Source organism: Streptomyces sp. NPDC002935 (genome assembly GCF_040611295.1).
In the GTDB taxonomy this organism is placed as follows: domain Bacteria; phylum Actinomycetota; class Actinomycetes; order Streptomycetales; family Streptomycetaceae; genus Streptomyces.
Genome location: NZ_JBEXNW010000001.1, coordinates 342,849 through 368,687, shown reverse-complemented (window position 1 = coordinate 368,687; position 25,839 = coordinate 342,849). Strand labels below are relative to the sequence as shown.

Below are 25,839 nucleotides of genomic sequence, written 5' to 3'. Positions count from 1 at the left end.
AGGGGCGGGATCAGTCGAACGAGAGCCCGCCCGTGCGGGTCCGCTTGAGCTCGAAGAAGTCGGGGTGGGCGGCGAGGACGCGGAAGCTGTCGAAGAGTTCGACGGCCTTCTCGCCGCGCGGGACGGTCCGGAGCACAGGGCCGAACCACACCGTTCCTTCGACGTGGAGGGTGGGAGTCCCCACATAGCCGGCGGAGTCCCGCTCGGTTCCGGCGTCGTGGCTGCGGCGCACCGCCTCGTCGTACGAGGAGTCGTGGGCCGCGTCGGCCAGTTCGGCCGGGAGTCCGAGCTCGGCGAGCGACTCGGCGACCACGGCGTCGAAGTCCTTCACCCCGCGCAGATGGATGCGGGTGCCGAAGGCGGTGTAGAGATCGCGCAGCACCTTCTCGCCGTGCCGCTCGGCGGCGGCCACCGCGACCCGTACCGGACCGATGGACTTGTCCACCAGTTCCCGGTACCAGTCCGGCAGTTCGTTGCCGGTGTTGTGCAGGTACAGGCTCATCGCGTGGAAGCGGAGGTCGAGCGGCCGCCGCCGTTCGACCTCCAGCATCCAGCGTGAGGTGATCCAGGTGAAGGGGCAGGCGGGGTCGAACCAGAAGTCGACGCGGGTGGGCGAGGTGGTCGTCATACCGTCGAGGCTAGTCACGCATTGGCGCAGAATCCCGGTCCAATTGCTCTCACAATTCTTGGTCCAATTGTCGCGGGGCCGGCGTCTCCGCCTGCTCCGGACGGGCGACTGGCGAGGTGCTGGTCCACGCTCCGCCCACCCGCGCGACCCGTGTCTCCGGGGGCGCCGGCCCGGGGACCTTACGCCGTGGACCAGCGCGGATCGCGGCCGCTGTGGGCGAGGGCGCGCTCGAACACGGGCGCGTCGTCGGGCACGTCCACCGGGTCGGCGAAGCCGTCGTACTGGCGGTAGAGCTCGGCATGGGTGTCGACCACGTCCAGGACGAACCGGGCGGCGCCGTCCGAGACACGGAACCGCTGGCCGGTGGCCGCGGCGACGTCCCAGCCGTGCACCGCCATCTCCTTGACGACCATCGAGGCGATGTCCGCCGCGGGCATCTTCGCCATCCCGAGGTCGACCTCGCCGTCCCACACGGCGGGGTCGTCCCAGGCTGCGACCGCGCGGTCGAGCTGTTCGGCGTAGGCCTCGGCCCAGCCGGGTGCGGCCGTGAAGTCGCGCGCGGTCAGCTCGTCGGGGAGCTGCCTTCGCAGGGCCCGGTGCTCCAGTCCGTGCGAGGTGTAGAGGACCCAGTGGTTGACCAGGGTGCGGACGTCCCAGTCCGTGCAGTGCGAGGGCTCGGACAGCCGCTCCGCCGTGACACCGCGGGCCACGCGGGCGGCCTCGGCGGCGCATTCGACCATGTGCGGATACGCGTTCTTGTACGGATCGTTCATGGGTTCCACGCTAGGGACACGGGGCCCGCTCCTCTTGAACAAACGCGACAGCCTCGTCGGCGAGACGTACGAGTTCCGTCACCGGCATCGACCCCGCCGCCCGGCGTTCGCGCGCGAAGGTGTTGGCCAGCCGCTGGAGCAGGTCGTTGAGCGGGGTGCCGGCCGCCGCGACGACACCGGGTTCGACGAAGGTGGCGGGGAGCCAGACACAGACGCCCTACACCCTGGGTCTTCACGGTGTTCGGTACGGCCGGGCTGCTGTTCGTCACCGGGTACTGGGTCACCGTCGGGCGCACGGCCCGGGAGGGCGTGGGTTGACCTCGACCCCGGGGCAGCCGGGGGCGGGGCATGGACTTCCGGTGCGGGCATACGAAAGTCACGCTACGACGGGGCCGAAGGGGGTGCCCTGGTGGAAGTACAGCAGCCATGCGTTCCCGGTGAGCCGCCACAGGGAACTCCGGTGCGCCCGACGACCGTTGTTGTCGGTGTCGAACGTCAGATGGACCAGGTCGGCGGCGAGCTGGACGCCCTTCATGCGCGAGGTCGTGCTGCGGCTCCCGGTCTCCGTCTCCGCGGCCAGCGCCGCCAGGATCGAGGCGCGGTCCCAGATGCGTCCGGACAGACCGAACTCGTAGAAGTCGGGGTGCAGCAGCGCGCCGACGAGGTCGGGCGAGCGGCGGACCGCCGGGTCGAGCAGGCGCAGTTCGCCCTCGATGGCGGCCTCGACGGCGGCATTGCGCTCAGACACCGGTCAGTTCCTCCAGCTTGACGACGGTGTTCCAGTTCCGCGAGGTGGCGAGGACGCCCTTGAGGAGCCTGGGCTTCGCCAGGGCCTCCGCGAGTTTGGAGCGGCCGAGACCGTCGGGTGCGTACAGGTAGAGCACGCGGTCGCCGAGGCGGAACTCCTCGGGGAGGAAGGCCGCGGGCTCGACGGAGGCGAAACGCCCGGCGTCGACGGGCTCCGAGAAGTACGTGATGTGCAACTGCTTGGCCTCCAGTTCGGCGGCCGGGAACGGGCACGCCTCCCGGACGGCCTTCAGATAGCCGTGGTCCCGGACGAGCACGCCGACGCCGAAGCCGAAGTGCTTCTCGATGGCCTCGGAGAGCCCCTCGGCGAGGGACTCCTCGTCGCCGCGGCCGCTGCTGAACACCGCGTTCCCGCTCTGGAGATACGTGCGGACGTCGCCGTACCCGAGTCCTTCCATCAGAGTGCGCAGCTCGGCCATCGGCACCTTCTTCGCACCGCCCACATTGATGCCGCGCAACAGCGCCGCGTACGTCGTCGTCATCCGCACACCATAAAACGGCCGCCGCACCCTGCGGGGGTGGGCGCGACGACCGCGTTCCACGGGGGCCGCTCGTTGGACCGAGCGGGCCATGACCTGCCCGTCCCTGAGCGGTGCCCCCGAGAAGTGCCGTTACGTGTAAGGGGCTTCTGTCCTCCCCAGTGCGGAGACCCCGGGGTCCGAGGGGAGGAGCCGGGGTGCCGGGGGTTCACCGGACAGCACGACGTGACGCTCTTATCCGGCCCATACCTTCAATACAAAGGTGGCGGCAGGGGGCTGACACCGTGCACAAAGGGGCTGGCCCGTCATGGGGAACCGAGACACGCGGGTGCGGGGCATCGCCGCGCGAGCAGGCGGCTGGAGCGCCCGGCACCGATGGGCGGCCGTCGGAATCTGGGTGCTGTTCGTCGTCCTGGCGATGGGCCTCGGCTCCGCGGCGGGCCGCGTCGACGTCAAGGAGAGCGACCAGCTCAAGGGCGAGACGCACACCGCCGCCAAGATCATCGAGGACGCCGACATCAAGGAGCCGGCCAGTGAGACGGTCCTGATCCAGGCGAAGGACACGGGCGTCAAGGCCACGGACGCCGAGTTCAGGAGCGCGGTCGCCGCGGTCGTCGAGGCTGTCGACGCCACCGGCAAGGTCACGGACGTGACATCGCCGTACGACACCAAGACCATCTCGAAGGACGGCCGCAGCGCGCTCGTGCAGTTCGACATGCGCGGCGACTCCGAGACGGCGGGCGAGCGCGTGGAGCCCGTGCTGAACGCCGTCAAGGGGGTGCAGAAGGACCACGCCGGGCTGCGGATCGAGGAGATCGGCGGCGCCAGCATGATGAAGCAGTACGACGACGCGTTCGGCGACGACTTCCAGAAGGCCGAACTCTCCGCCGTGCCCGTGGCGCTCGGCATCCTACTGATCGCGTTCGGCGCGCTGGTGGCGGCGCTGCTGCCGGTGGCGCTCGCGGTCACCGCCATCATGGCGACGATGGGCCTGATGGGCGTCGTCAGCCACCTCATGCCGATGAGCGACACGGCCAACTCCGTGATGCTGCTGGTGGGCCTGGCCGTCGGCGTCGACTACTGCCTGTTCTATCTGCGGCGTGAGCGCGAGGAGCGCGAGGCGGGGCGTGACGCCGACACCGCGCTGCGGATCGCCGCCGCGACCAGTGGCCGCGCCATCATCGTCTCCGGTGTCACCGTGTGCGTGGCGATGGCGGGCATGCTCTTCACCGGGCTCGCCGAGTTCGAGGCGATGGGCCTGGCCTCCCTGATGGTCGTCGCCGTCGCCATGGTCGGCTCCGTCACCGTGCTGCCCGCGCTGCTCTCCCTGCTCGGCGGGCGCGTCGAGAAGGGCCGTATCCCGTTCCTGCACCGGGCCAAGCGGCGCGGCGCGAACGGCGGCCGGAACAACCGCCGCCCGGCCGACGAGGGCAGCCGGTTCTGGAGCGCCGTCCTGCGCGTCGTCCTCGCCAGGCCCGCGATCTCCCTGGTCGTCGCGACGGGCGCGCTGCTCGCCATCGCCGCTCCGGCACTCGGCATGAAGACCCAACAGCTCACCCTGGACAAGGAGTTCGGCGACTCGCTGGCGATCGTGGGCACGTACAACCGGGTCAACGACGCCTTCCCCGGCGGCTCCGAGCCGGCCGAGGTGATCGTCAAGGCACGGGACATCAATGCCGCCGATGTGAAGGCCGCGCTCACCGACTTCCGTGCCGCGGCCATCAGTTCGGGTGCCTCGCGCGGTCCGGTCGACATCAAGGTGCACGCGGAGCACAACGTCGCCTTCGTCTACGTCCCGCTGGTCGGCGGCTCCGACCAGGACAAGGCGGAGAAGAGTCTGGAGCTGCTGCGCGAAAAGGTACGCCCGGAGACGCTCGGCAAGGTCGACGGTCTGCAGGCGCCGATCACCGGACAGGTCGCGGGATCACATGACTTCAACGACCAGCTGGTCGGCTCGGTGACCCCGGTCTTCGCCTTCGTGGTCGTCTTCGCCTTCCTCCTGATGCTGCTCTCCTTCCGCTCGCTGACGATCGCGATCACCTCGATCGTGCTCAACCTCCTCTCGGTGGCGGCCGCCTACGGCATCCTGGTCGCGGTCTTCCAGCACGGCTGGGGCGCGTCCCTGGTGGGCGCGGAGGGCGTCGGCGCCATCGTCGCCTGGCTGCCGCTGTTCCTCTTCGTGATCCTGTTCGGGCTCTCGATGGACTACCACGTGTTCGTGGTCTCCCGGATCCGTGAGGCGCGACTGCGCGGCCGCAGCACGAAGGACGCGATCCGGCACGGAGTGGTCACCACGGCCGGTGTCGTCACCAGCGCCGCCGTCATCATGGTCGCCGTGTTCGCGATCTTCGGGACGCTGTCCATGCAGTCCATGAAGCAGATGGGTGTGGGTCTGGCGGCCGCGGTGCTCATCGACGCGACGGTCATCCGGGGTGTGCTGCTCCCCGCGGTGATGGCACTGCTCGGCGAGCGCAACTGGTACCTGCCGAAGTGGCTGAACCGGATGCCCGACATGACGCACGACGAGGCACCCGAGGCCGTCGCGCAGCCGGTTCCGGAGGGCGAGCGGGCCGGGGTGTAGTCGGCCACCCGCACAGCGGGCCGGACCGACCGCGCAGCTTCAGGGCCTGTCGGTCCCCTCTTCCAGGAGGGGGCCGGCGGGCCCTTCGCCCGTGGCGCGGGCCCGTGAGGGCAGCTCCGCCTCGATGAGGTCGGCCGCCCGCCGGGTGCCCCCCTCCTCCGCCATGCGCTCGCGGATCTCCCGCAGCCGGCGCGCGACGTCGGGATCGTCGGCCATCGCGAGGACGGCCTCGCGCAGGGTGGCCGGGGTGGCCTCCTCCATGGGGAGGTGGCGGGCGACGCCGAGCGACTGGAGCATGTCGGCGTTGCCGAACTGGTCGACCGCCTGCGGTACGGCCACCATCGGGGTGCCGGTGGCCAGTCCCTCCTGGCTGCCGCCCGCGCCCGCGGGGGTGACGAACGCGTCGGCCTGCCGGAGGACCGACAGCTGCGGCACCCACGGGTGCACCTCCACGTTGCCGCAAGACGATACGTCTCGTCCAGTTGATAGACGCCTGCGGTCGCGGCCCACCGGCGGATCGGGTAGTACGGAAAGCGGGGCCCCTCCGCCAAGAAGGGACGGCTCACCGTGCAGACGCGTCTCGACGAGATCGCCGACGGCATCTACCGGGTCTCGACCCACGTCCCCGAGATCGCCCCGCCGGCGGGCTTCACCTTCAACCAGTTCCTGGTGGCGGCGGAGGAACCCCTGCTCTTCCACACCGGCATGCGCGCCCTGTTCCCGCCGGTCTCCGAGGCGATCGCGCGCGTGATGCCGGTGGACCGGCTGCGCTGGATCACCTTCGGGCATGTCGAGGCCGACGAGTGCGGCGCGGTGAACGAGTTCCTGGCCGCGGCCCAGCAGGCCGAGGTCGCCCACAACACCCTGGGCTGCCTGGTCACGCTCAACGACCTGGTGTCCCGGCCGCCGCGGCCGATGGACGAGGGCGAGCGTCTCGACATCGGCGGCCCCGAGGTGCGGCGGATCGTACGGAACATCAACACCCCGCACGTGCCGCACAATTGGGAGGCGAGGCTGCTCTTCGAGGAGCACACCCGCACCCTCTTCTGCGGCGACCTGTTCACCCAGCTCGGGAACGGGCCCGCCGTCACCGCCGACGGTCTCGTCGAACCCTGCCTGGAGGCAGAGGAGTTGTTCCGCCAGATCTCCTGCCTGACCGCGATGACGACCACCCTGCGCTCGCTCGCGGAGCTGCGGCCCGCCACGCTGGCCGTGATGCACGGCTCCTCGTTCAACGGCGACTGCGCCACCGCGCTGAACGACCTCGCGGACGCCCTCGACGCCCGCTTCGGCCCCGAGGCCGCGTTCGTGTCCCGGCCGAGCGTACTGGCGGGACCGCGTCCCGGCCTGGTGTGACCCCCGCCCGTTCGGCGAGCCTCGTACGTGGCCGGGTTGCGTGCGCCCCGGCCACCGTGCTGTCCGCCGGGAGAGGGGCTCAGGCGGCCTTGGCCACCGCGTCGCGCTCGAACGAGTCGATCGTGCGCGTGAAGTCCCGGGTGGACAGCAGAAGTTTGTAGATGATGGCGAGTTCGAAGACGAGAATCAGCACGCCGGAGACAACGGTCGCCTCCACGACGGCGTCGAGAAGCGGACCGATGATGAAGACACCCATCTGGAATTCGATACCGCTGACCAGGTGGGGGCGAATCCGGTGCCGCAACAGCCAGGAGCGCATCCGCAGGTAGGCCGGAAAACGGTGGCGGAACTCCCGCTGCAGATCGATGACCTGGGGCGATGGAGCGGCCGTCGCGCCCTCCGCGCCTTCCGCGGTCTCCGCGGTCTCCGCGGTCTCCGCCCCGACGACTGCCTCGGCCTTCTGCATGTCCTGCTCGATGTCGGCCTCGGGATTGTCGCGCAGCAGGTCCTCCATGAAGGCCAGTTCGGCCTGGTTCTCGGCGCGGCGCGCCTCCCGCAGCCGGGATTTGATCTGCTTCCGCATCGAGTGCCGAATCTTGAAGATCTCCAGGGAGTTGATGTACCGCAGGGTGTCGAGTCCGACGACGGCGAGGGCCAGCCAGATGTACAGCGTCTCCCCGCTGCGCTGGTACTGCCCGGCCATCAGCGCCACCGCGCACACGGCCACCCGAATGCGGTCGAAGACGAAGTCCAGCCAGGCGCCGAACACCGAACCCTGACCGGTCAGACGGGCGAGCTTGCCGTCCATGCAGTCGAAGATGAAGCTCACGTGGTAGATGACCGCACCCGCGACGAGCCAGCGCCAGTCGCCGAGCGCGAAGCAGGCCGCCGAGACCAGACCGAGCAGGAAAGCGCCCCAGGTGATCTGGTTCGGCGTGATCCTCGTCCGCATGGCGAGCTGCCGGACCAGCGGTGTGGCGACCGGGTCGACGAGCAGCACGGTCCACCACGCGTCGCGCTTCTTCTCCGTGATGCGCCGTACCTCGGCGAGGTGCGGGATGTCTCGACGTATGAGTCGCATGGGTCAACTTCCTGGCGTTCGACTGGAATTAACCACACGTTAGGAATTCTCTTACTGGAGTTACAAGATCCGCCCTGTGCAACCTTTTCAAGGGGGTAACGGTCCCATCAGCACACGAGTCCATGGGATTTTCCGGCGGGCACTGCGTTATCCGAGCGTTATGCAATGACCCGACCGTTATCCAAAGGGCGCAAGGATTTCACCGTCCGAGTACAACCGTGACGGAAGGGCATCAGAGGGCGCGTGGACGGTGACATTCCGGTGGCCTCTGTCCCCGGTTCCGGCATCGCGACGTGCCGGGCGACGCCGAATGGCTAGGACACGACGCAACGGGTCCGACCTGTGGGAATGCGACACTGGCCGACGGACGGCGTCAGCCCGACGGCGTACGCGAGGGCCGCGCGGGCGGCGCGCGAGGACACGGAGGCGAGCGATGGACGAGGCACGGGCGCGGGACGTACTGGCCGCGGCGAAGGTACTGCCGGGGCCGGCGCGGGACGCGACGCTCCTCGCCCTCGGCGAGAACGCGGTGTTCGCCGCCGCCGACCTGGTCGTCAAGGTGGGTCGCGATGCCGAGCTCCTCGACCGCGCACGCCGGGAACTGGACATCGCCGCGTGGCTCGCCGAGTCGGGCGTCCCCGCCGTGCGGGCCGCGGACCCCGAGCCGCTGCTGGTCGAGGGACACCCCGTGACGGTGTGGCACCGGCTGCCGGATCCCGTCCGCCCCGCCGAGCCGGGCGATCTGGCCGAACTCCTGCGGGTGGTGCACGCGCTGCCCTCCCCGTCCTTCGCCCTGCCGCCCCGCGAACTTCTCGGCGGCGTGGAGCGCTGGCTGCGTCTGGCGGGCGACGCGATCGACCCCGGGGACGCGGCGTACCTGCGGGAGCGGCGCGACGGCTTCGCCACGGCCGCCGCCGCGCTCACCCCGCATCTGCCGCCCGGCCCGATCCACGGCGACGCGCTGCCCCGCAACGTCCACGTCGGCCCGGACGGTCCGGTCCTGGTCGACCTGGAGACCTTCTCCGCCGATCTGCGCGAGCACGACCTGGTGGTCATGGCGCTCTCCCGCGACCGCTACGGGCTTCCCGCCGAGGCGTACGACTCCTTCACCGCGACCTACGGCTGGGACGTCCGCGCATGGAAGGGCTGCTCCGTCCTCCGGGGCGCCCGCGAGACCGCCAGTTGCGCCTGGGTCGCCCAGCACGCGCCGGCCAACCCCAAGGCACTGGCAGAGTTCGAACGCCGGGTGGCATCGCTGCGGGACGGCGACGAAACGGTGCGCTGGTACCCGTTCTGACCTGACGCCCGCAGGGCTCCGTGACCCCGGCACCGTGTCCGGTGGTGGCGTGCCCGCGGTCGGGTCAGACCCTGTCGTCCGCCAGGTCCCGCAAGGGCCAGGTGCCGTCCACCACGGCGTCCGTGTCGCCCTTGCGGCGCAGGAAGGCCTGGAAGTCGGTCGCCCATTCCGCGTACCAGTCGATCTGGCGGCGGTGCAGCTCGGCGGGGCCGAGGGCCGCGACCTTGGGGTGGCGGCCGGCTATCGCGCAGGCGAGCCGGGCCGCGGCGAGGGCGTCGGCCGAGGCGTCGTGGGCGGAGTCCAGGACGACGCCGTACTCGGTGCAGACCGCTTCGAGGTTGCGCTTGCCCCGGCGGTAGCGGTCCACGGAGCGGTCGATCGTGTACGGGTCGATGACCGGGGCCGGATCGATGTCACCGAGTCGCTCGCGCAGCGACGGCAGGCCGTACCGCCGCAGTTCGGCGGAGAGCAGCGTGAGGTCGAAGGCCGCGTTGTACGCGACGACCGGGACGCCGGTCCGCCAGTAGGAGACGAGGACGCCCGCGATCGCGTCGGCGACCTCGTCGGCGGGCCGGCCCTCGGCGGCCGCCCGCTCATTGGTGATCCCGTGCACCGCCACAGCGTCGACCGGGATCTCCACACCCGGATCGGCCAGCCACTCGCGGCGCCCTCTCAGCTCCCCGTCCTTGACCTCGATCACGGCCCCCGTGACGATGCGCGCCTCGCGCGGATCGGTCCCGGTCGTCTCCAGGTCGAAGCCGATCAGCAGCTCCCGGTGCCAGCCCATGGGCGGCCCCCCTTCTTCGTGGTGCTTTCCCCCAGTGGTCTCCACGATCCCATGAGCCACTGACAATCCGAGGACCGCGTTCCGCCCGGCCGGAGGGAACGGCCTTCAGGACACGGGCCGCGAATCGGCCCAAGCCGCCTCGAACTCCTCGCGATAGGTGGGGAAAAGCCCCTCTTCGCCGGTTTCATCCGGTTTGACCAAGCGACTTCCGCCGCGCAGCACCAGGACCGGCGCCTCCATGCCGCGGGTCCGGCGCAGATACGACTGCACGACCGCTACGCCGTCCGAGCCGTCGCCGTCCACGAGGTAGGCGGTGAAGCGGGGCGTCTCGTCGTAGACCTGGATCTCGAAGGCGTCCGGGTCGCGCAGCCTGGACCGGACCCGCCGCATGTGCAGGATGTTCATCTCGACCGCGCGGCTCAACTCGCCACGCTTGATGCCGAGTTCGCGCTCGCGTCGCTTGACCGCGCTGGACGCGGGGTTCAGGAACAGCAGCCGCGCCCGGCAACCGGACTCGGCGAGGCGGACCAGTCGGCGCCCGGAGAAGTTCTGCACCAGCAGGTTCAGGCCGATGCCGATCGCGTCGAGCCGGCGGGCTCCGCCGAAGAGGTCCTCGGCGGGGAACTGGCGCAGCAGCCGTACGCGGTCGGAGTGCACACCGACGACGTCCGCGTACCGGTCGCCCACGAGCTCCTCGACGGCGTCCACGGGCAGCCGTCGCGCGGAGGGCACGTCGCTGCCGGCGCCGAGGATCTCCAGGAGCTTCGCCGCGGCCCGCTCGGCCTGGCCCAGCACGGCCTCGGACAGAGCGCGGTTGCGCGACACGACGTTCCGGGTCACTTCCAGCTCGTCCAGGGCGAGTTCGACGTCCCTGCGCTCGTCGAAGTAGGGCTCGAAGCACGGCCAGTGCTGCACCATCAGCTCGCGCAGCTGGGGCAACGTGAGGAAGCTGAGCACGTTGTCGTCGGCCGGGTCGAGCAAGTACCCCTTGCGGCGGCTGACTTCGCGCACGGCGACCGCGCGCTGCACCCACTCCTGGCCGGCCGGTCCCGCGGCGGCGACCACCCAGTCGTCGCCATGGACGGGTTCGTAGATGGGACGGAGAACAGCGGCCACGACCGCGCGCAGCCGCTGTTCGACCAGGTTCAGCCAGATGTAGGCGCGCCCGGCTCGCTGGGCGCGCGTACGCACCTCGCGCCAGGCGTCGGCGCCCCAGTCCAGTTCCGGTCCAATGGATCCCATTTCCATCGGCCGTGCCAGGGACACCGCGCCGGGTGGGACATCTGTGGAGTTCCCCTCGTGACCCTCGTCACCAGGAGGCAACTCCAGCCCTCCCGAGCCCACCCACGCACCGCCTTCCGCTCCCCCGAGCACTCCCCAGGGGCCAGGCCCCAATCAACGATCAAGGAAGGGTACTCCGGGAGCGGCGAGCGGTGCAGCCCGATGCACAGGTCGTTTCCCAACTACCTTGGTTCTACATGCCCGTTCTGGTTCGCCAGCTCCGGCGGAGTGAGCGGATTCATAGCGGTGACATCACGCGGGGCGATGGAGAAGCCCTGCCAGTGGACCGGCATCGGCTGCTGGTCCTCGTCGCGAGCGATGTGGTGGAAGCCCACGTTGACCCAGACCACGGGGTGCGTGAGCGTCTGCCCGCCGACCCACTTGTCGACGGATTTACCGTGTCCGGCACCGCAGTTGCGCAGGTTGTCGCTGGCGAACTGCTCGCACTTGTTGTACTCGGTGAAGTAGACGTCGTGCTTGGTGAAGGGACGGCCGAGGTACTTGGTGGTCGCGCCCGGGACGATCTCGTACGAGCGTGCGTGATTGTCCTTGTTCTTGCCGGAGTTGCTGACGACGCGCCACCAGCGCATGTTCTTGGCGTCGCCCGCGAGTTCCTTGGTGACCTTGGTGACGTTGGTCTTGTTGCTCGGCGCCTGGGCGCCGCGGGCGGGCGGGCTGACCGTGGAGTCGTACTGCTCGACCTTGGCCTTGGACGAGCCGTCCAGGCCGAAGTTGAGCCGCCAGAAGACGTTGTGGCTGTGGCTGGTGGCGTAGTCCTTCGCGCCCTTGCCCAGCGGCCAGCCGCGGCCGTCGCCCGCGTCGTAGTCGAAGGGCGAGAGGCTGCCCGTGGCGCCGACGTTCATGTTGAGGGTGCCGTCGTCCTGGAACCGCCACTCGGTGATGTACTCGTACCAGCCGACCTTGTTGACGGTGTAGACGAGCAGGTCCTTGCCCTGCTTCTGGAAGACCTTGTTCCCGGTCTCCGCCTCCATCCGGTAGGCGTGACCGCGTGAACGGGTCGTGGTGCACAGGCCCTTGACGTTCGCGTGCTGCGGATCCCAGGCGTCGGGGACCTTGACCGTCTTGATGGCGCCGCCGGGGCATTCGGCGGGGACCATGTCGACCAGGCCCTGGCCGAAGCCCGCGCCCGTCAGGTCGCTGTACTCGACCGAGCCGTCGTCGTAGGGGACGTCGATCTGGGCGAGCTTGGCGCTGCTGAGGACCTTGATCGGGCTGGCCTCGCCGGGGGGCTGGTAGGAGATGTTCTCCAGGACGAGCCCCGCCTCGCTCTCGTAGTGCCAGCACATCCGCCAGGTGGTGCCGGTGGCGAGCTTCTGCTCGATCCGGTACGCCGCGCTGCAGTCGGCGGCGGGGGCCGGGGCGGCCTTCGGCTGGGCGACGGCCGGTCCCGCGGCCGTCGTCGCGCCGGCGGCCAGGGCGAGCACCGAGAGGCCCGCCGCCGCCCGGCTGCGGGCACGGTTGTTTCTGTTGACGCGCATGAAGAAATGACTCCTTGCGGAAAGCGGTGAAGGTGGGAAGGAGAGGAAGGCGGCGCTCAGCCGAGCTTGCCGACCTTGCGGGCGCTCAGGTCGATCACCAGGTCACGGCTGTCGATCCAGGGCCCGTTCTTGACCTTCGGGAAGAGCCGTACGCACCGGTGCTCGCCGCAGGCGTCGAGGACGGCGGGCTGGGCGCCGGGCGACGCGCGGTAGACCATGCTGTTGAGCATCAGCTGGTCGGGCGAGGCGAGTTCCTTGCCGGTGGCGTCCTTGAAGTCCGCCTTCAGACCGGCGCCGAGCGGGTCGGCGATCAGCAGTTTCGCCGCCTCGGTCATCTCGTCGCGGCTGATCGGCGGCTGCACGTCGTGCTGGGTGCCCGTCTTCTCGATCTTCCCGGTGTCGAGGTTGACGGTCTTGGTGACGAGCGTGTCGTTCTTGTAGTCGTAGAACGTGACGTCGGCGCGGCGCGGCGCGTTCGGGTCGTCCAGTTCGGCCGACTCGGGTTCGGCGAGGTCGACGCCGATGCGCTGCGGACCGCGCGCGCCCTCGACGTTCTCGCTGGAGTTGAAGAGCTGCCGGTTCACCGCGATCTGTTCGACGCGCTTCATCTCGTCGTCGGTCAGCGGGTCACGGCCCTTGCCCTTCTCGCCCTCGGCGGGAGCCCGCTCGACGACCCCGGGCCGCACGGCTCCGCCCTGCCCCTGCTGTGCCGCCTGCTCCTGCGCGGTGGTGCCGGCCCCCAGGCCCCCGTCCGACTCGTCGGCCCCCGCCGTCCCCGGAAGGGTGATACCGACCATCACGGCCGTCCCGGCCACCGCAATGGCCGCACCCGCCACCATCTTGCCCAGATGGCGGTGCACTATCTTGCGCACATTTCCCCCTACTCCCCCTATGCCTTCAGGAGTCGCTTGAGTCCCACTGGTTCGGCATACGAGGTATGCCTGGTCACGGGGTAAGAGGGATGTAAGTCATTGGAGGTTCCATTACTTTCGGAGAGACTCGGCTCGGACTCGCCCCCAGGGGCACGGCACTACTGGAAGAGTCATATCCATGCAGGTCTGGCCTGGAGAGGCGTATCCACTCGGTGCCACGTACGACGGTGCCGGCACCAATTTCGCGGTCTTCTCGGAGGCCGCCGACCGTATTGAACTGTGTCTGCTGCACGACGACGGCTCGGAGACGGCCGTGGAACTGCGCGAGACCGACGCGTTCGTCCGGCACGCGTACCTGCCCGGCATCATGCCCGGACAGCGGTACGGCTTCCGGGTGCACGGGCGGTACGCACCCGGGCGCGGGCAGCGCGCCAATTCCGCGAAGCTGCTCCTCGACCCGTACGCGCGTGCGATCGCCGGCTCCGTCACCTGGGGCGAGGAGGTGTACGGCTATCCGTTCGGGTCACCCGACAAGCGCAACGACCTCGACTCGGCGCCGCACACCATGTCGTCGGTCGTGGTCAACCCGTACTTCGACTGGGGCGACGACCGGCGCCCCCGCACCGAGTACCACCACACGGTGCTCTACGAGGCCCACGTGAAGGGCCTCACGATGCTGCATCCGGCGCTCCCCGACGAGCTGCGCGGCACCTACGCCGCACTCGCGCACCCGGCGATCATCGAACACCTGACGAAACTGGGCGTCACCGCGCTGGAACTGATGCCCGTACACCAGTTCGTGAACGATCACCGTCTGGTCGACATGAGCCTCAACAACTACTGGGGCTACAACACGATCGGCTTCTTCGCCCCGCACAACGCGTACGCCTCCTGGGGCGACCGTGGGCAGCAGGTACTGGAGTTCAAGTCGGCCGTCCGGGCACTGCACGAGGCCGGCATCGAGGTCATCCTCGACGTGGTCTACAACCACACGGCCGAGGGCAACCACCTGGGTCCGACCCTGTCCTTCAGGGGCCTCGACAACGCCTCGTACTACCGCCTGGCGGACGACCCCCGCTACTACATGGACACCACGGGCACCGGCAACTCCCTCCTCATGCGGTCCCCGCACGTGCTCCAGCTGATCATGGACTCGCTGCGCTACTGGGTCACCGAGATGCACGTGGACGGCTTCCGCTTCGACCTCGCGGCCACCCTGGCCCGGCAGTTCCACGAGGTGGACCGGCTGTCGTCGTTCTTCGACCTCGTCCAGCAGGACCCGGTGGTCTCCCAGGTGAAGCTGATCGCCGAACCCTGGGACGTCGGCGAGGGCGGCTACCAGGTGGGCAACTTCCCGCCCCTGTGGACCGAGTGGAACGGCAAGTACCGCGACACCGTGCGGGACATGTGGCGCGGTGAGCCGCGCACGCTGGCCGAGTTCGCCTCCCGGCTGACCGGCTCGTCCGACCTGTACCAGGACGACGGTCGTCGCCCGCTCGCCTCCATCAACTTCGTGACCTGCCACGACGGCTTCACGCTGCACGACCTCGTGTCGTACAACAACAAGCACAACCAGGCCAACGGGGAGGACAACCGCGACGGCGAGAGCCACAACCGCTCCTGGAACTGCGGCGCCGAGGGCGAGACGGAGGACGAGACCGTGCTGGCGCTGCGGGGCCGTCAGCAACGCAATTTCATCGCCACCCTGATGCTCTCCCAGGGCGTGCCCATGCTCAGCCACGGGGACGAGTTCGCGCGCTCCCAGGGCGGCAACAACAACGCGTACTGCCAGGACAGCGAGCTGGCCTGGGTGCCGTGGCCCGAGGACGGCTCCGAACTCCTCGACTTCACCCGCGCGATGGTGTGGCTGCGCAGGGACCATCCCGTGTTCCGGCGGCGGCGCTTCTTCCACGGGCGGCCCGTCCAGGGCACCCACGACGAGCTCTCCGACATCGCCTGGTTCACCCCGGAGGGCCAGGAGATGACCCAGCGCGACTGGGGTTCCGCGCAGGCCAGGGCGCTGTCCGTGTTCCTCAACGGCAACGCGATCTCCGAGCCGGGACCCCGCGGAGAGCGCATCGCCGACGACTCCTTCCTGCTGCTGTTCAACGCCTCGCCGAAGTCCCTGGACTTCGTCGTACCGGTCGACCACGGCCGTCAGTGGCAGGTCGTCGTCGACACGTCCCGCCCGGAGGGAGTCGCCCCCGGTACGGGCGCGAAGGTCGAGGCCGGGGACCGGCTGACCCTGGTCGACCGGAGCATGACGGTGCTGCAGCGGCCCGCCTAGAGCGGCCCTGTCTCGCGTCACGCGCGCGTGGGCTTCCGTCATGGGGCACGCGCGCGTGGCGGGGACGGAGCCTCCGTTCCCTTCCGTCCTACGTCGTCGGGCGCGCCGTCGGCAGGACGGCACGACCCGGCGGGGCGGCGGGACAGCGTTCCGGCGGGACAGCGTTCCGGCGGGGCGCCGAAGTCGGTCGTGCCGCCGGACCGGGACGCCGTGCGGGCGCATATGCGTGCGCCGATGACAGGAAATCCGGCCGGGCGGGTACGTAAGTCCCCATGACACCTGAGCGTCCCGAACCGGCGATCGCGGACCCGGTCGTCCCCGGCCCGGTCGGTCCCGTCGTGCCGACCGCCACCTACCGGCTGCAGCTCCAGCCGGAGTTCCCCTTCACGAGTGCCGAGGCGGCGGTGCCGTACCTGGCCTCGCTCGGCGTCTCCCACCTGCACCTGTCCCCCGTCCTGGAGGCCGTCCCCGGATCCACGCACGGCTACGACGTGGTGGACCACGCGCGCGTGCGGGCCGAACTGGGCGGTGAGGAGGGGCTGCGCTCCCTGGCGCGCACCGCGCGGGAACACGGCCTCGGCCTCGTCGTGGACATCGTGCCGAACCACATGGCGATGGCCCCGCGCCACAACCACGCCCTGTGGGAGGTGCTGCGCGAGGGCCCCGGGTCGCCGTACGCGCGCTGGTTCGACATCGACTGGGACGCCCAGGACGGGCGGATCCTGCTCCCGGTGCTCGGGGACCGCCTCGGCGCCGAGATCGGCCACCTGAAGGTCGACGGCGACATACTGCGCTACTACGACCACGTCTTCCCGCTGCGCGCGGGCACCGAGAAGCTGCCGCTTCCCCAGCTCCTCGACGCCCAGTGGTACCGCCCGGCATGGTGGCGGCTGGCCCGCACCGAGCTCAACTACCGCCGATTCTTCAGCATCTCGGAGCTCATCGGCGTGCGGGTCGAGGACCCGGAGGTGTTCGCGGCGACCCACGCGAAGATCCTGGAACTTCTCGACGCGGGCGTGATCGAGGGGCTGCGCGTCGACCACCCGGACGGGCTGGCGGACCCCGACGCGTATCTGCGCCGGCTGCACGAGGCGACCGGAGGCCGCTGGACGGTGGTCGAGAAGATCCTCGCGGACGGTGAGCCCCTCCCGCCCGCGTGGCCCGTGGCGGGCACCACCGGCTATGACGCGCTGCGGCACGTCGACGGTCTCTTCACGGACGCGGCGGGCGCGAGTCAGCTCCTCGGCCGCTACCGGCGGTTCGCGGTCCCGCGGGCCGACCGGGGCGGCCACTGGGCGAGCACGGTGCGCCGGGCGGCGTACAAGGTGGTCACGCACGAGCTGGCCACCGAGGTCGAGCGCCTCACCCGCGTGGTGAGCGGACTGTGCGCCGCGTCCCCCGACCCCGCGCTGCGCGATCACGCCCCCTGGGCCCTGGGCGCCGCGCTGCGGGAGCTGCTGGTCCGGCTGGAGGTGTACCGGCCCTATCCGTCCACGGACGCGTCCCTGGTGGTGACCGAGCGGGCCGCCGACGAGGCCAGGGCGGCGTTCAGGGTGCCCGAGGAGGCCCATGCCGTGGACGTCGTACGGGACCTGGTGCTCGGGCGGGGCGGCGACGGGCCCGGGGCGGCCGAGTTCCGCGCCCGGTTCGCGCAGACCTCGTCGGCGCTGCGGGCCAAGTCCGTGGAGGACACGGCGTTCTACCGCTATGTGCCCCTGCTGTCCGCGAACGAGGTGGGCGGCGACCCGGGCAGGCCGGCGGTGTCCCCGGAGGACTTCCACGCCTACTGCGCGCGCGTGCAGCGCGACTGGCCCGCAACCGGAACCGTCCTGTCGACCCACGACACGAAACGCAGCGCCGACGTGCGCGCCGCCGTCTCCGTCCTCACCCAGTGCCCGGACCGCTGGTCCGATGTCCTGGCAGAGGTGACCCACGACGGGGCGGGGATGCCCGACCCGCAGGTGGCGTGGGCCGCGTGGCAGACGGTGTTCGGCCTCGGCCCCACCCCCGGACAGGGTGGGGGCGAGCGTGAGAGCGAGGGTGAAGGAGGCGGCGAGGCTTACGCGGAGCGGGTCCGGGACGCCTTGCTGAAGCACATCAGGGAGGCCGGAACACACACCGCCTGGACCGAACGGGATCCCGCGTACGAGGATGCGGTGGCGGCGTTCGTCACCGACGGGCCCTGCGGGGTCCCTGGACGGCGCGTGGCCGCTCTCCGGGCCTCCTTGGCGCCGCATGTGCGGGCCAACGTCCTGGGGGCCGCACTGGTCCATCTGACGATGCCCGGGGTGCCGGACGTGTACCAGGGCACCGAGGACGAGTACCGGGCGCTGGTGGACCCGGACAACCGGGGGGCGTTCGCGCCACGGGACATGGCCGCGGAAAAGGTGGCGCTCACGGCCGCCGCGCTGCGGCTGCGCGCCCGGCGGCCCGACGTCTTCGGGGACGCGGCGACGTACGCGCCGCTGCAGGCCGGGGGGCCGGGAGCCGCGCACTGTGTGGCGTTCGTGCGGTCGGGAGAGGTGATCACGGCCGTCACCCGGCTGTCGCTGGGGCTGGAAGAGGCCGGCGGCTGGCGCGACACCCGCCTCGCGCTCCCCGACGGACGGTGGGCCGACGTGCTCCTCCCGGACTCGCCGGACCGGGAGTTCACGGGGCACGCACGCGTGGCGGACCTGTTCGGGAGGTCGCCCGTCGTGCTGCTGGAGCGCGTCAGCGCAGGCACACCGGCAGGGTCCGGGGAGAGCGGCTGATCAGACCCTCCGCGGGGGGCCGGGGTCCCGGCGCCCTGCGGAGGTCCGGCAGGACGGTCAGCAGGGCGCGCAGACCGTGTTCCGCCGTCAGCCGGGCCAGCGGGGCGCCCAGGCAGAAGTGCTGTCCCGAACCGTACGCGAGCTCACCGGGGTCGGCGCGGAAGGCGTCGAAGCGGTCCGGGTCCGTGAACCGCGCCGGGTCGCGGCCCGCGGCGCCGAGCAGACACGCCACGGTGGCGCCCTCGGGTATCGGGCCGATCGGTTCGAGGGCCCGGCGCGGCACGACGTGCAGCGGCGGATCGCGGCGCAGCGACTCGGCCCAGGCGCCGCCCGTCAGCTCGGGACGGGCGCGGATCAGGTCCAACTGGCCCGGATGGTCGAGGAGGTTGGCGAGGAACGACGCGAGCGCGCGTGCGGTCGTCTCGCCGGCCGCGCCCAGCACCGTCCCGGCCAGGGCCGTCACGGCCTCGTCCGGAAGGGGACGCCCGTCGGGCCGGGCCGTGCACAGCGCGGACAGCAGATCGTCACCGGGGTGGGCGCGGCGGCGGACGATGTGGGGGCGCAGGAAGGCGTCGAGTCCGGGGCGCCGACCGCCGAGGTGGTCGAGTCCCGTACGGCACCAGGCGTGCACGCGCGCGGTGTCCTCGTACGGCAGTCCGAGGGCGGCGACGGCCGCGGCGACGGGCAGCCACTGGCAGAACTCGGCGACCAGGTCGGCCTCCTGACGGGCCGCCAGACGGCGGGCGAGGACGTACGCGGTGCGCTCGACGCCCGAGGCCAGGGCGGCCAGCGCGTGGCCCCGGAGCGCCGGGGACACGAGGGCCCGGTGCGTACCGTGCGTGCTGTCCTCCCCGTGGGCCGGCGCGGGTCCGGGTGACGGTGCGACGAGCCGCGGGTCCTGGAGTGCGGCGCGCACATCGGCGTACCTGCTGATCAGCCAGGCGCCGAACGGCTCGTCGTACACCAGGGGGAAGTGTCCGCGCAGGGTGCGGTAGAGCGGGTGGGGATCGTGCTCGGTGCCCGGATCGAGCAGGCTCGGCGGCGCGGTCGCCCGCGCGGACGGCACGCGCGGGGCCACGTACGGCGCCGCGGACGAGGAACGCGGGGGCGCGAACAGGGTCACCGGCGAGGCGCACGGGGGCGCGAACGGGGCCGGCGCGGCGCCCGCAAGGAACGCGGCCGGCGCGCCCGGCACCGACGGGGTCGGGCTCGTGGCCGGTGGGCCGGCGGGGATCGGCGCCGGGCCGCCTTCGCCGGGAAGGCCGTGAGGACACAGCAACGCGGGCCACCACCTCGGGTCTGCGCGCCGGACCCGCGCGCTGGTGGTCCGAGTCGACCACCGCACGCCCCGGACCGCAGTTCCGTACACCCGTACGGGTGAATCGTGTGCCTCGCCCCGGCGTGCCCGCGCGTGTCGCGCGCGTGCGCCGGTCGGCGCCTCCCGGGCCGCCGTCCCGAGCCTCCGCCCCGATTCTCCGCAGGCCCGCGGGACGCGGCCCGCACCGCCCGGGAAGCTCGGGCACTCGCGTCGGCCCTTTGCCACGGGTAAATGCCAGCTCGCGCCCCTCGGAGGCGCGGCGCCGCGTCCTTGACAGTTCCCCGAGACCGTGGAGTACTGCCAAAAGCGACGCAGGGCGGACAAGTCGGGGGTGAGTCACCTGCCGGAGTTGCGCTACCCCAGTGTGACCGAAATCGTCTCGTCCGCCTGGGCGTTGGCGGCCCACCGACCCGACCTGTGCGTCCTGAGGCAAGTGGGCGCCTCCCGCGCGGGCAGGCCCCTCCACCTGCTGTCCGTCGGCCACGCCCGGCGCGCGGTCCTCGTCGTGGCGGGGGCCCACGCCAACGAACCGACGGGCGGTTCGACACTGCTGTCCTTGGCCGAACGCGTGCTGCGGCAGCGGGAGTTGCGAAGGGACACGTCCTGGCACTTTCTGCTGTGCGCGGACCCCGACGGGGCGATCCTCCATGTGACGCCCGCGCCGCGCACGCTGCTCGATTACCACCTCGGCTTCTTCCGTCCGGCCGGACCCGAGCAGCCGGAGTGGTCGCCCTCCGTCCTGCCGCCCGACCGGCTGCCGCCGGAGACCCGCGCGCTGACGGGGGTCATCGACGAACTGCGGCCCTACCTCCAGGTGACGCTGCACGGAACCGATCTGGGCGGCAGCTGGGTGCAGTTGACCAAGGACATCCCGGGCCTCGCGGAGCCGTTCGCCAAGTCCGCGGCGGAGCTGCACATCCCGGTCGAGACGGCCGCGTCGGACGCCGCGGGCTGGCCCGCCTCAGGCCCCGGGGTGCACGTGATGCCGGCGCCCGGCTCGGACACGGCGTACCCGAGCATGCCGGACGACGCCCGGCACAGCACCTGGTACCACGCCCACCGGTACGGCGGTCTGACGGCCGTCGTGGAGGTGCCGATGTGGGCCAGCGATCTGGTGGACGATCCGGCGCCGCACCCGGCCCCGGCGGCGGCGATGCGGCGCCTGGCACACCGGTTGCGGACCGACGCGTTCCAGGTGGAGGCGGTGCTCGGGCGGGCCCTGCCGCGGCTGTCGGGACCCGACGGGCCCTTGTTGCGGGCCGCGAAGTGGGCGCTGGATCTGGTGCCGGGCCTCGCCGCGGACTGGTCTCAGGCGCCCCCGGTGGACACGACGATGGCGTACGTGGGAAGTGTCGACGCGTTCGGCCGGCGGATCCCGCTGCGGGCCGCCTCGATGCTGCTGCGCGTGCTCCAGGAGGTCGACGACCGCGAGGCGCCCCGCCTCGAACAGCTGGTCGCCGGATGGAGCGACGCCTTCGCCGAGCGCTTCCGGGCACGCTGGGTGCCGCTGGAGAACCAGGTCGAACATCAGGCCCGTACGGTGATGGCGGCCGCCCGCCACGCGCGCGACACCGCCGCCTGACTCAGCTCGACAGGTCGAACACCGCGCCCGTCTCGGCTCCCAGCACGCAGGTGTTCGAGAACCGGTGCGTGTAGTCGACCCGGTGGCCGTCCCACTCGCCGTACGCCGACGCGGCCACCGGTGCGTAGATCATCGGGCACACGGCGCCGGGCCGGGGCGGGATGCGGTCGATGTCGCCCCCGGCGGCGCCGAGTTCCTCGCACGCCTTCACCGCGTGGGCGTGGCCCTGGGGCGGGTCGCAGAGCAGCAGGACGCCGCGGGTGTCACCGGAGCGGGCGTCGCCCCGGGTGACGCCGAGGCGGAGCCAGTTGCCGGACCGCGCCTCGTGGGGTGCCGCCCGGGCGGCCGGGGGCGCGCCCGCCGTGAGGAGCGCGACCGAGACGAGCAGGCCGACGCGGACCGCTGGAAGGGTTTTCGTCATTCCTGGTGCATCGGCACCGAGGCCTGGGCACTCCAGCCGGAGTCACTCGAACGGGAGCGCGCACCCGCGCGGCGCCCGGCGAGTTCGAACGCGGCGAGCACCACACGCGCCTGGTACTCGACCTGGCGTGCGACCGGAATCCAGCGTGCCCCGCAGCCGTCGCGGTAGTCGGCGCACCACGCGTCGATCAGCCGGTCGAGCTCGGGCAGCGCGTCGCACGGATCGTGCCCGGCGGAGGTGACCAGCTGGTGCAGCAGCCCGGCCGTCCGCAGGGCGACCCGGCGACCGGCGAGGCGCAGGGCCGTGAGCCGGGCGGTGTCGAGCGGCGGCAGGGCGCGAGCCCCGGCGTCCCGCACGTCGGGATCCCAGGAGTCGGCGAGGCCGGGGCCGACCAGTAAATAGTCGTCGACGGGCGCGAGGAGCCGGGTCACGTCCGGCGAGGTGCCGAGACCGGGCCGCACGCGGGCCAGAATGCCCGCCAGGAGCCCGGTGTCGTGGCGCAGCGTGCGGCTGACGGAGCGGAGCACCGCGTCGGGGTCGGCGGGGCGCGCCGGGTCCTCGACGGCGCCGACTCCCCACATGGGTGCCTCGACGATCGCCGTCACCGTGCCGTGCCGCTGCGGGTGGAACCAGGTGGAGTCGACCGCGGCCTCCGTGATCGCGGCGGCCAGGTCTCCCCTGCGCGGCGGCGGGACGCGGTAGACGGCGGGGCCGAGCGTCGGCCAGTACAGGGTGTCGTACGGGCCGAGTTCGCGCGGGATGCCGAGGCGGGCCGCGCTGTGCGCGACGCGCTCGGCGAGGCCGGGCAGGTCGCGGGTCAGCTCGACGAAGGCGCCGCCGACGTCGACGCCGTGCAGGGAGCACTGGAGGAACGGTCTCAGCTCGTCCTGGAGGCCGAGCAGGACGCGGGTCTCCGGCAGGACGGCGCCGTCCGCGCCTTCGGGCAGCCATTCGGGCTGTTCCAGGAAGCCGGGCCGGAAGAAGTGCCGGAAGTAGTGGCCGAGCGTGTACGGGCCGCGGAGCCAGGCCTCGTTGCGGCGGGAGCCGTCGGGGTCGAGGCAGAGCAGCAGGTTCCAGGTGGCGTCCGCGTCCTCGGTCAGCCGGGGGTCGGCGAGCGCCCGTTCGGCCAGCCGCAGGACCGTGGCGCCGCCCACGGGTTCGTTGGCGTGCGGGCCGGCGACGACGAGGGCCTGGCGGCTGCCGTGTCCGACGGACAGGAGCCACAGGGGCGCGCCCGCCCGGGAGGTGCCCACGCGGCGCAGCCGGGCGTCGTCGGGGCGCCGGGCGACGAGCGCGGCGGCGCGGACGCCGAGTTCGTCCACGGTCGGGTAGCGGCGGAGTGGCGGCAGAGCACACCTCCACTCGTACGGTGCCGTCGGTTCACCTGATGTGCATGGTGTACGCACAGTCAGTCACGACTCCAGGGGTACGTCAACACCGTGGGACGCGAGGGATGTTGCGGAGATGGGCGGGTGAACGCCGGTCCGGGGGCCGATCACCGGGCACGCCGGGACTCGGCGGAAACTCTCCTCGGCGCCGCGGTTCAGTCCGAGGCGAGACGGAACATCATCCGGCCGAAGCCGACCTGGTCGCCGTCCTGCACGACGGACACGCCGATGACCCGCCGTCCGTTGACCGTGGTGCCGTTGGTCGAGCCGAGGTCGCGCAGCACCCACACGCCGCTCTGCCGGCTCAGTTCGGCGTGCACCCGGGACACCGTCTCGTGGTTGAGGCGCAGTCCGCTGGCCGGGTCGCGGCCGATGCGCAGCGGGTAGGGGCTGCCGGGGTTGGGCAGCTGCAGCTTGGGCAGTCGCTCGGCCTGCCAGGCCCTGCGCAGCCGTACCGTGAAGCCGGAGACGGCCTCCACGGTGTCGAACACGACCTTCGACCAGCGGCGCTCGGTGGGCAGGTCCGCGATGAGCACGGCGAGTTCCTCGGACCGGCGGGCGGACAGGGCCAGCTCCATACGGCGGATGAACGTGTCGTGCGAGAGACGGCCGAGGGCGGCACCGTCACGGAGGGACTTGAGCGCCCGGTCGCGCTCCGCGTCGGACAGCCGCGCGGGGTACGTGTGGAACTCGAAGGACGACGTCACGATGGTGATTGTCGGGCAGTAACGACGGGGTGTCCAGAAGAGCCCGAACCGGCACGGAGGGCCGAGTGGAGCCGTTCGCGCGACCAAAGAGCGACGAACACGCGGCAAAAGGGTGGATCCGAAAGCGAATTGATCTCCCGTGAAGCACCATGGACGGGCTATGTCACGGCGAGCCGACAAGGGGGAACTGTCTGTGCGCTTCGATGTGTGGGCACCGCAGGCCGACCGGATGACACTCCATTGCGCGGGTGTCACGAGCACGTTGGACCGCGATCCCGAGCGTGCCGGATGGTGGACGGGCGACGCGGACGCGCGGGAAGGGACGCGGTACGGGTTCGCGGTGGACGACGGCCCCGTCCTGCCCGATCCGCGCTCGCGCCGGCAGCCGGACGGCCCGGACGGACTGAGCGCGGTGGTCGACCAGGGACGGTACGCGTGGCGTGCCGAGTGGTCCGGGCGCGCACTGCCGGGCGCGGTCCTGTACGAGCTGCACGTGGGCACGTACACGCCCGAGGGCACGCTGGACGCGGCGGCGGACCGGCTCGGACATCTGGCGGAACTGGGCGTCACGCACGTCGAGTTGATGCCGCTGTGCCCGTTCCCGGGCCGGCACGGCTGGGGGTACGAGGGGGTCTCCCTGTGGGCCGTGCACGAGCCGTACGGCGGCCCCGAGGCGCTGAAGCGCTTTGTCGACCGGGCGCACGAACTCGGCCTGGGAGTCGTCCTCGATGTCGTGCACAACCACCTCGGCCCGTCCGGCAACCATCTGCCCGCGTTCGGACCGTATTTCACGGACACCCATCAGACGCCCTGGGGCTCCGCCGTGAACCTCGACGCGCCCGGCTCGGACGAGGTGCGCGCGTACCTCGTGGGCAGCGCGCTGGCCTGGCTGCGCGACTACCGGCTCGACGGACTGCGCCTGGACGCGGTGCACGCGCTGCGGGACACCCGTGCGCTGCACTTCCTGGAGGAGTTGTCGTCGGCCGTGGACGCGCTCGCCGTCGACCTGGGCCGGCCGCTCTTCCTGATCGCCGAATCGGACCTCAACGACCCGCGGCTCATCACCTCCCGCGCGGAGGGCGGGCTCGGGCTGCACGCCCAGTGGAACGACGATTTCCACCACGCGCTGCACACCACGCTGACCGGTGAGGCACAGGGCTACTACGCGGACTTCGCGCACGCCCCGCTCGCGGCGCTGAGCAAGACGCTGACGTCGGGCTACTTCCACAACGGCACGTACTCCAGCTTCCGCGGGCGGCATCACGGCCGCCCGCTCGACCGGGCGCGCGTCTCGGCGCAGCGGCTGCTCGGCTACACGCAGACCCACGACCAGATCGGCAACCGCGCCCAGGGGGACCGGCTCTCGGCCTCCCTCTCCCCCGGGCTGCTGGCCTGCGCCGCCGCGCTGACGCTCACCGCGCCGTTCACGCCGATGCTCTTCATGGGCGAGGAGTGGGGCGCCGGCACGCCCTGGCAGTTCTTCACCGACCACACCGACCCCGAGCTCGCGGAGGCCGTACGGCGGGGCAGGCGGCGGGAGTTCGCGGCGCACGGCTGGGCCGAGGAGGACGTGCCGGACCCACAGGACCCGGCGACCCGGGACCGCTCCTGTCTCGACTGGTCGGAGCCCGAAACGGACCGGCACGCGCGTGTGCTGGCCTGGTACCGCGAGCTGATCGCCCTGCGCCGGCGCCAGGCCGACCTCTCGGACCCCGATCTCGCGGCGGTCAGGGTCGCGCACGATCAGGCGGCCCGCTGGCTCGCCGTCCGGCGCGGGGACGTCCGGATCGCCGTGAACCTCGCCAAGGACCCCGCAGCGATTCCCCTCGGCATCCGCCACGCGCGCGTCCTCGCGGCCTGGGACCCGGTCGAGGCACCGGGCCCGGACGGGGTGCTGAACGTGCCGGGCGAGTCGTGCGTGGTGCTGACGCAGGGGTGAGGA

General features: G+C 71.6%; 20 protein-coding genes and 1 pseudogene. 7 read left to right on the top strand and 14 right to left on the bottom strand.

Annotated elements, in window-relative coordinates; translation table 11 throughout:
* Positions 1 to 10: 10 nt before the first annotated feature.
* The 4 genes from ABZX90_RS01555 to ABZX90_RS01540 form a co-directional block, all read right to left on the bottom strand.
* The gene (locus tag ABZX90_RS01555; RefSeq protein WP_355200731.1) at positions 11 to 628 is read right to left on the bottom strand and encodes a DsbA family protein; all 618 of its coding nucleotides are present in this window, start codon (positions 626 to 628) and stop codon (positions 11 to 13) included.
* A gap of 179 nt (positions 629 to 807) precedes the next feature.
* Positions 808 to 1,401: a TIGR03086 family metal-binding protein gene (locus tag ABZX90_RS01550; RefSeq protein ID WP_355200729.1), complete on the bottom strand. Its 594-nt coding sequence runs from the start codon at positions 1,399 to 1,401 to the stop codon at positions 808 to 810.
* Between the two features lie 376 nt (positions 1,402 to 1,777).
* A complete protein-coding gene (locus ABZX90_RS01545) occupies positions 1,778 to 2,149 on the bottom strand; it encodes a nuclear transport factor 2 family protein (RefSeq protein WP_351130374.1) in 372 nt (123 codons plus the stop codon).
* Entirely contained in the window at positions 2,142 to 2,690 is a 549-nt protein-coding gene (locus ABZX90_RS01540; protein ID WP_355200727.1) for a DUF1697 domain-containing protein, read from the bottom strand. The genes ABZX90_RS01545 and ABZX90_RS01540 overlap by 8 nt, the downstream gene beginning before the upstream one ends.
* Before the next feature lie 304 nt (positions 2,691 to 2,994).
* Here ABZX90_RS01540 and ABZX90_RS01535 point away from each other — a divergent pair, with 304 nt between their 5' ends.
* The gene (locus tag ABZX90_RS01535) at positions 2,995 to 5,268 is read left to right on the top strand and encodes an MMPL family transporter (protein WP_351130377.1); all 2,274 of its coding nucleotides are present in this window, start codon (positions 2,995 to 2,997) and stop codon (positions 5,266 to 5,268) included.
* A gap of 39 nt (positions 5,269 to 5,307) precedes the next feature.
* Here the strand turns inward: ABZX90_RS01535 and ABZX90_RS01530 are convergent.
* Positions 5,308 to 5,724: pseudogene (locus ABZX90_RS01530) on the bottom strand (nucleotide disphospho-sugar-binding domain-containing protein); the annotation flags it as partial.
* A 111-nt stretch (positions 5,725 to 5,835) separates the two neighbouring features.
* Here ABZX90_RS01530 and ABZX90_RS01525 point away from each other — a divergent pair.
* On the top strand, positions 5,836 to 6,624 hold the full coding sequence (locus tag ABZX90_RS01525; RefSeq protein ID WP_355200725.1) for an MBL fold metallo-hydrolase: 789 nt from the start codon (positions 5,836 to 5,838) through the stop codon (positions 6,622 to 6,624).
* A 79-nt stretch (positions 6,625 to 6,703) separates the two neighbouring features.
* On the opposite strand, the gene ABZX90_RS01520 is transcribed toward ABZX90_RS01525, so the two are convergent.
* The gene (locus ABZX90_RS01520; RefSeq protein WP_355200723.1) at positions 6,704 to 7,705 is read right to left on the bottom strand and encodes a CDP-alcohol phosphatidyltransferase family protein; all 1,002 of its coding nucleotides are present in this window, start codon (positions 7,703 to 7,705) and stop codon (positions 6,704 to 6,706) included.
* A 433-nt stretch (positions 7,706 to 8,138) separates the two neighbouring features.
* On the opposite strand from ABZX90_RS01520, the gene ABZX90_RS01515 reads away from it, so the two are divergent.
* Positions 8,139 to 9,002 carry an aminoglycoside phosphotransferase family protein gene (locus ABZX90_RS01515; protein WP_351130382.1) on the top strand — a complete coding sequence of 288 codons (864 nt, stop codon included), beginning with the start codon at positions 8,139 to 8,141 and terminating at the stop codon, positions 9,000 to 9,002.
* A gap of 64 nt (positions 9,003 to 9,066) precedes the next feature.
* Here the strand turns inward: ABZX90_RS01515 and ABZX90_RS01510 are convergent, their stop codons facing one another.
* The 4 genes from ABZX90_RS01510 to ABZX90_RS01495 form a co-directional block, all read right to left on the bottom strand.
* Positions 9,067 to 9,789: a 3'-5' exonuclease gene (locus tag ABZX90_RS01510; RefSeq protein ID WP_355200721.1), complete on the bottom strand. Its 723-nt coding sequence runs from the start codon at positions 9,787 to 9,789 to the stop codon at positions 9,067 to 9,069.
* Between the two features lie 105 nt (positions 9,790 to 9,894).
* Positions 9,895 to 11,133, bottom strand: coding sequence for an SAV2148 family HEPN domain-containing protein (locus ABZX90_RS01505; RefSeq protein WP_351130386.1), 1,239 nt, complete (start codon positions 11,131 to 11,133; stop codon positions 9,895 to 9,897).
* Between the two features lie 119 nt (positions 11,134 to 11,252).
* Entirely contained in the window at positions 11,253 to 12,569 is a 1,317-nt protein-coding gene (locus ABZX90_RS01500; protein WP_351130387.1) for a copper amine oxidase, read from the bottom strand.
* A 56-nt stretch (positions 12,570 to 12,625) separates the two neighbouring features.
* Positions 12,626 to 13,441 (bottom strand): Tat pathway signal sequence domain protein, encoded by an 816-nt coding sequence (locus ABZX90_RS01495; protein WP_351130388.1) that lies wholly within the window; start codon positions 13,439 to 13,441, stop codon positions 12,626 to 12,628.
* Positions 13,442 to 13,619: 178 nt separating this feature from the next.
* Here ABZX90_RS01495 and glgX point away from each other — a divergent pair, with 178 nt between their 5' ends.
* On the top strand, positions 13,620 to 15,728 hold the full coding sequence (glgX, locus tag ABZX90_RS01490) for a glycogen debranching protein GlgX (protein ID WP_351130389.1): 2,109 nt from the start codon (positions 13,620 to 13,622) through the stop codon (positions 15,726 to 15,728).
* A 272-nt stretch (positions 15,729 to 16,000) separates the two neighbouring features.
* Positions 16,001 to 18,481, top strand: coding sequence for a malto-oligosyltrehalose synthase (treY, locus tag ABZX90_RS01485; protein ID WP_355200718.1), 2,481 nt, complete (start codon positions 16,001 to 16,003; stop codon positions 18,479 to 18,481).
* Here treY and ABZX90_RS01480 read toward each other — a convergent pair.
* A complete protein-coding gene (locus ABZX90_RS01480; protein WP_355200716.1) occupies positions 18,441 to 19,604 on the bottom strand; it encodes a cytochrome P450 in 1,164 nt (387 codons plus the stop codon). The genes treY and ABZX90_RS01480 overlap by 41 nt on opposite strands.
* A 526-nt stretch (positions 19,605 to 20,130) precedes the next feature.
* Between ABZX90_RS01480 and ABZX90_RS01475 the strand changes: the two genes are divergently transcribed.
* Positions 20,131 to 21,381, top strand: coding sequence for a M14 family zinc carboxypeptidase (locus tag ABZX90_RS01475; RefSeq protein ID WP_355200715.1), 1,251 nt, complete (start codon positions 20,131 to 20,133; stop codon positions 21,379 to 21,381).
* 1 nt (position 21,382) lies between these two features.
* Here ABZX90_RS01475 and ABZX90_RS01470 read toward each other — a convergent pair whose 3' ends face one another.
* From ABZX90_RS01470 to ABZX90_RS01460, 3 genes are all read right to left on the bottom strand, one after another.
* Positions 21,383 to 21,802, bottom strand: coding sequence for an SSI family serine proteinase inhibitor (locus ABZX90_RS01470; protein ID WP_355200713.1), 420 nt, complete (start codon positions 21,800 to 21,802; stop codon positions 21,383 to 21,385).
* Entirely contained in the window at positions 21,799 to 23,124 is a 1,326-nt protein-coding gene (locus tag ABZX90_RS01465; protein ID WP_355200711.1) for a M14 family zinc carboxypeptidase, read from the bottom strand. Before ABZX90_RS01465 ends, ABZX90_RS01470 begins: the two co-directional genes overlap by 4 nt.
* Positions 23,125 to 23,345: 221 nt before the next feature.
* Complete coding sequence (locus tag ABZX90_RS01460) at positions 23,346 to 23,897, bottom strand: DUF1707 and FHA domain-containing protein (RefSeq protein WP_351130396.1); 552 nt, start codon at positions 23,895 to 23,897, stop codon at positions 23,346 to 23,348.
* A 193-nt stretch (positions 23,898 to 24,090) separates the two neighbouring features.
* On the opposite strand from ABZX90_RS01460, the gene treZ reads away from it, so the two are divergent.
* Positions 24,091 to 25,836 carry a malto-oligosyltrehalose trehalohydrolase gene (gene treZ / locus ABZX90_RS01455; RefSeq protein WP_355200873.1) on the top strand — a complete coding sequence of 582 codons (1,746 nt, stop codon included), beginning with the start codon at positions 24,091 to 24,093 and terminating at the stop codon, positions 25,834 to 25,836.
* The last annotated feature ends 3 nt before the right edge of the window (positions 25,837 to 25,839 follow it).

Excerpts from the sequence above, each read along its gene's own strand:
- ABZX90_RS01470 (WP_355200713.1), bottom strand. The coding sequence starts at position 21,802 with ATGACGAAAACCCTTCCAGCGGTCCGCGTCGGCCTGCTCGTCTCGGTC.
- ABZX90_RS01510 (WP_355200721.1), bottom strand. The coding sequence starts at position 9,789 with ATGGGCTGGCACCGGGAGCTGCTGATCGGCTTCGACCTGGAGACGACC.
- ABZX90_RS01500 (WP_351130387.1), bottom strand. The coding sequence starts at position 12,569 with ATGCGCGTCAACAGAAACAACCGTGCCCGCAGCCGGGCGGCGGCGGGC.
- ABZX90_RS01535 (WP_351130377.1), top strand. The coding sequence starts at position 2,995 with ATGGGGAACCGAGACACGCGGGTGCGGGGCATCGCCGCGCGAGCAGGC.
- ABZX90_RS01550 (WP_355200729.1), bottom strand. The coding sequence starts at position 1,401 with ATGAACGATCCGTACAAGAACGCGTATCCGCACATGGTCGAATGCGCC.
- ABZX90_RS01555 (WP_355200731.1), bottom strand. The coding sequence starts at position 628 with ATGACGACCACCTCGCCCACCCGCGTCGACTTCTGGTTCGACCCCGCC.
- ABZX90_RS01515 (WP_351130382.1), top strand. The coding sequence starts at position 8,139 with ATGGACGAGGCACGGGCGCGGGACGTACTGGCCGCGGCGAAGGTACTG.
- treY (WP_355200718.1), top strand. The coding sequence starts at position 16,001 with ATGACACCTGAGCGTCCCGAACCGGCGATCGCGGACCCGGTCGTCCCC.
- glgX (WP_351130389.1), top strand. The coding sequence starts at position 13,620 with ATGCAGGTCTGGCCTGGAGAGGCGTATCCACTCGGTGCCACGTACGAC.
- ABZX90_RS01520 (WP_355200723.1), bottom strand. The coding sequence starts at position 7,705 with ATGCGACTCATACGTCGAGACATCCCGCACCTCGCCGAGGTACGGCGC.
- ABZX90_RS01540 (WP_355200727.1), bottom strand. The coding sequence starts at position 2,690 with ATGACGACGACGTACGCGGCGCTGTTGCGCGGCATCAATGTGGGCGGT.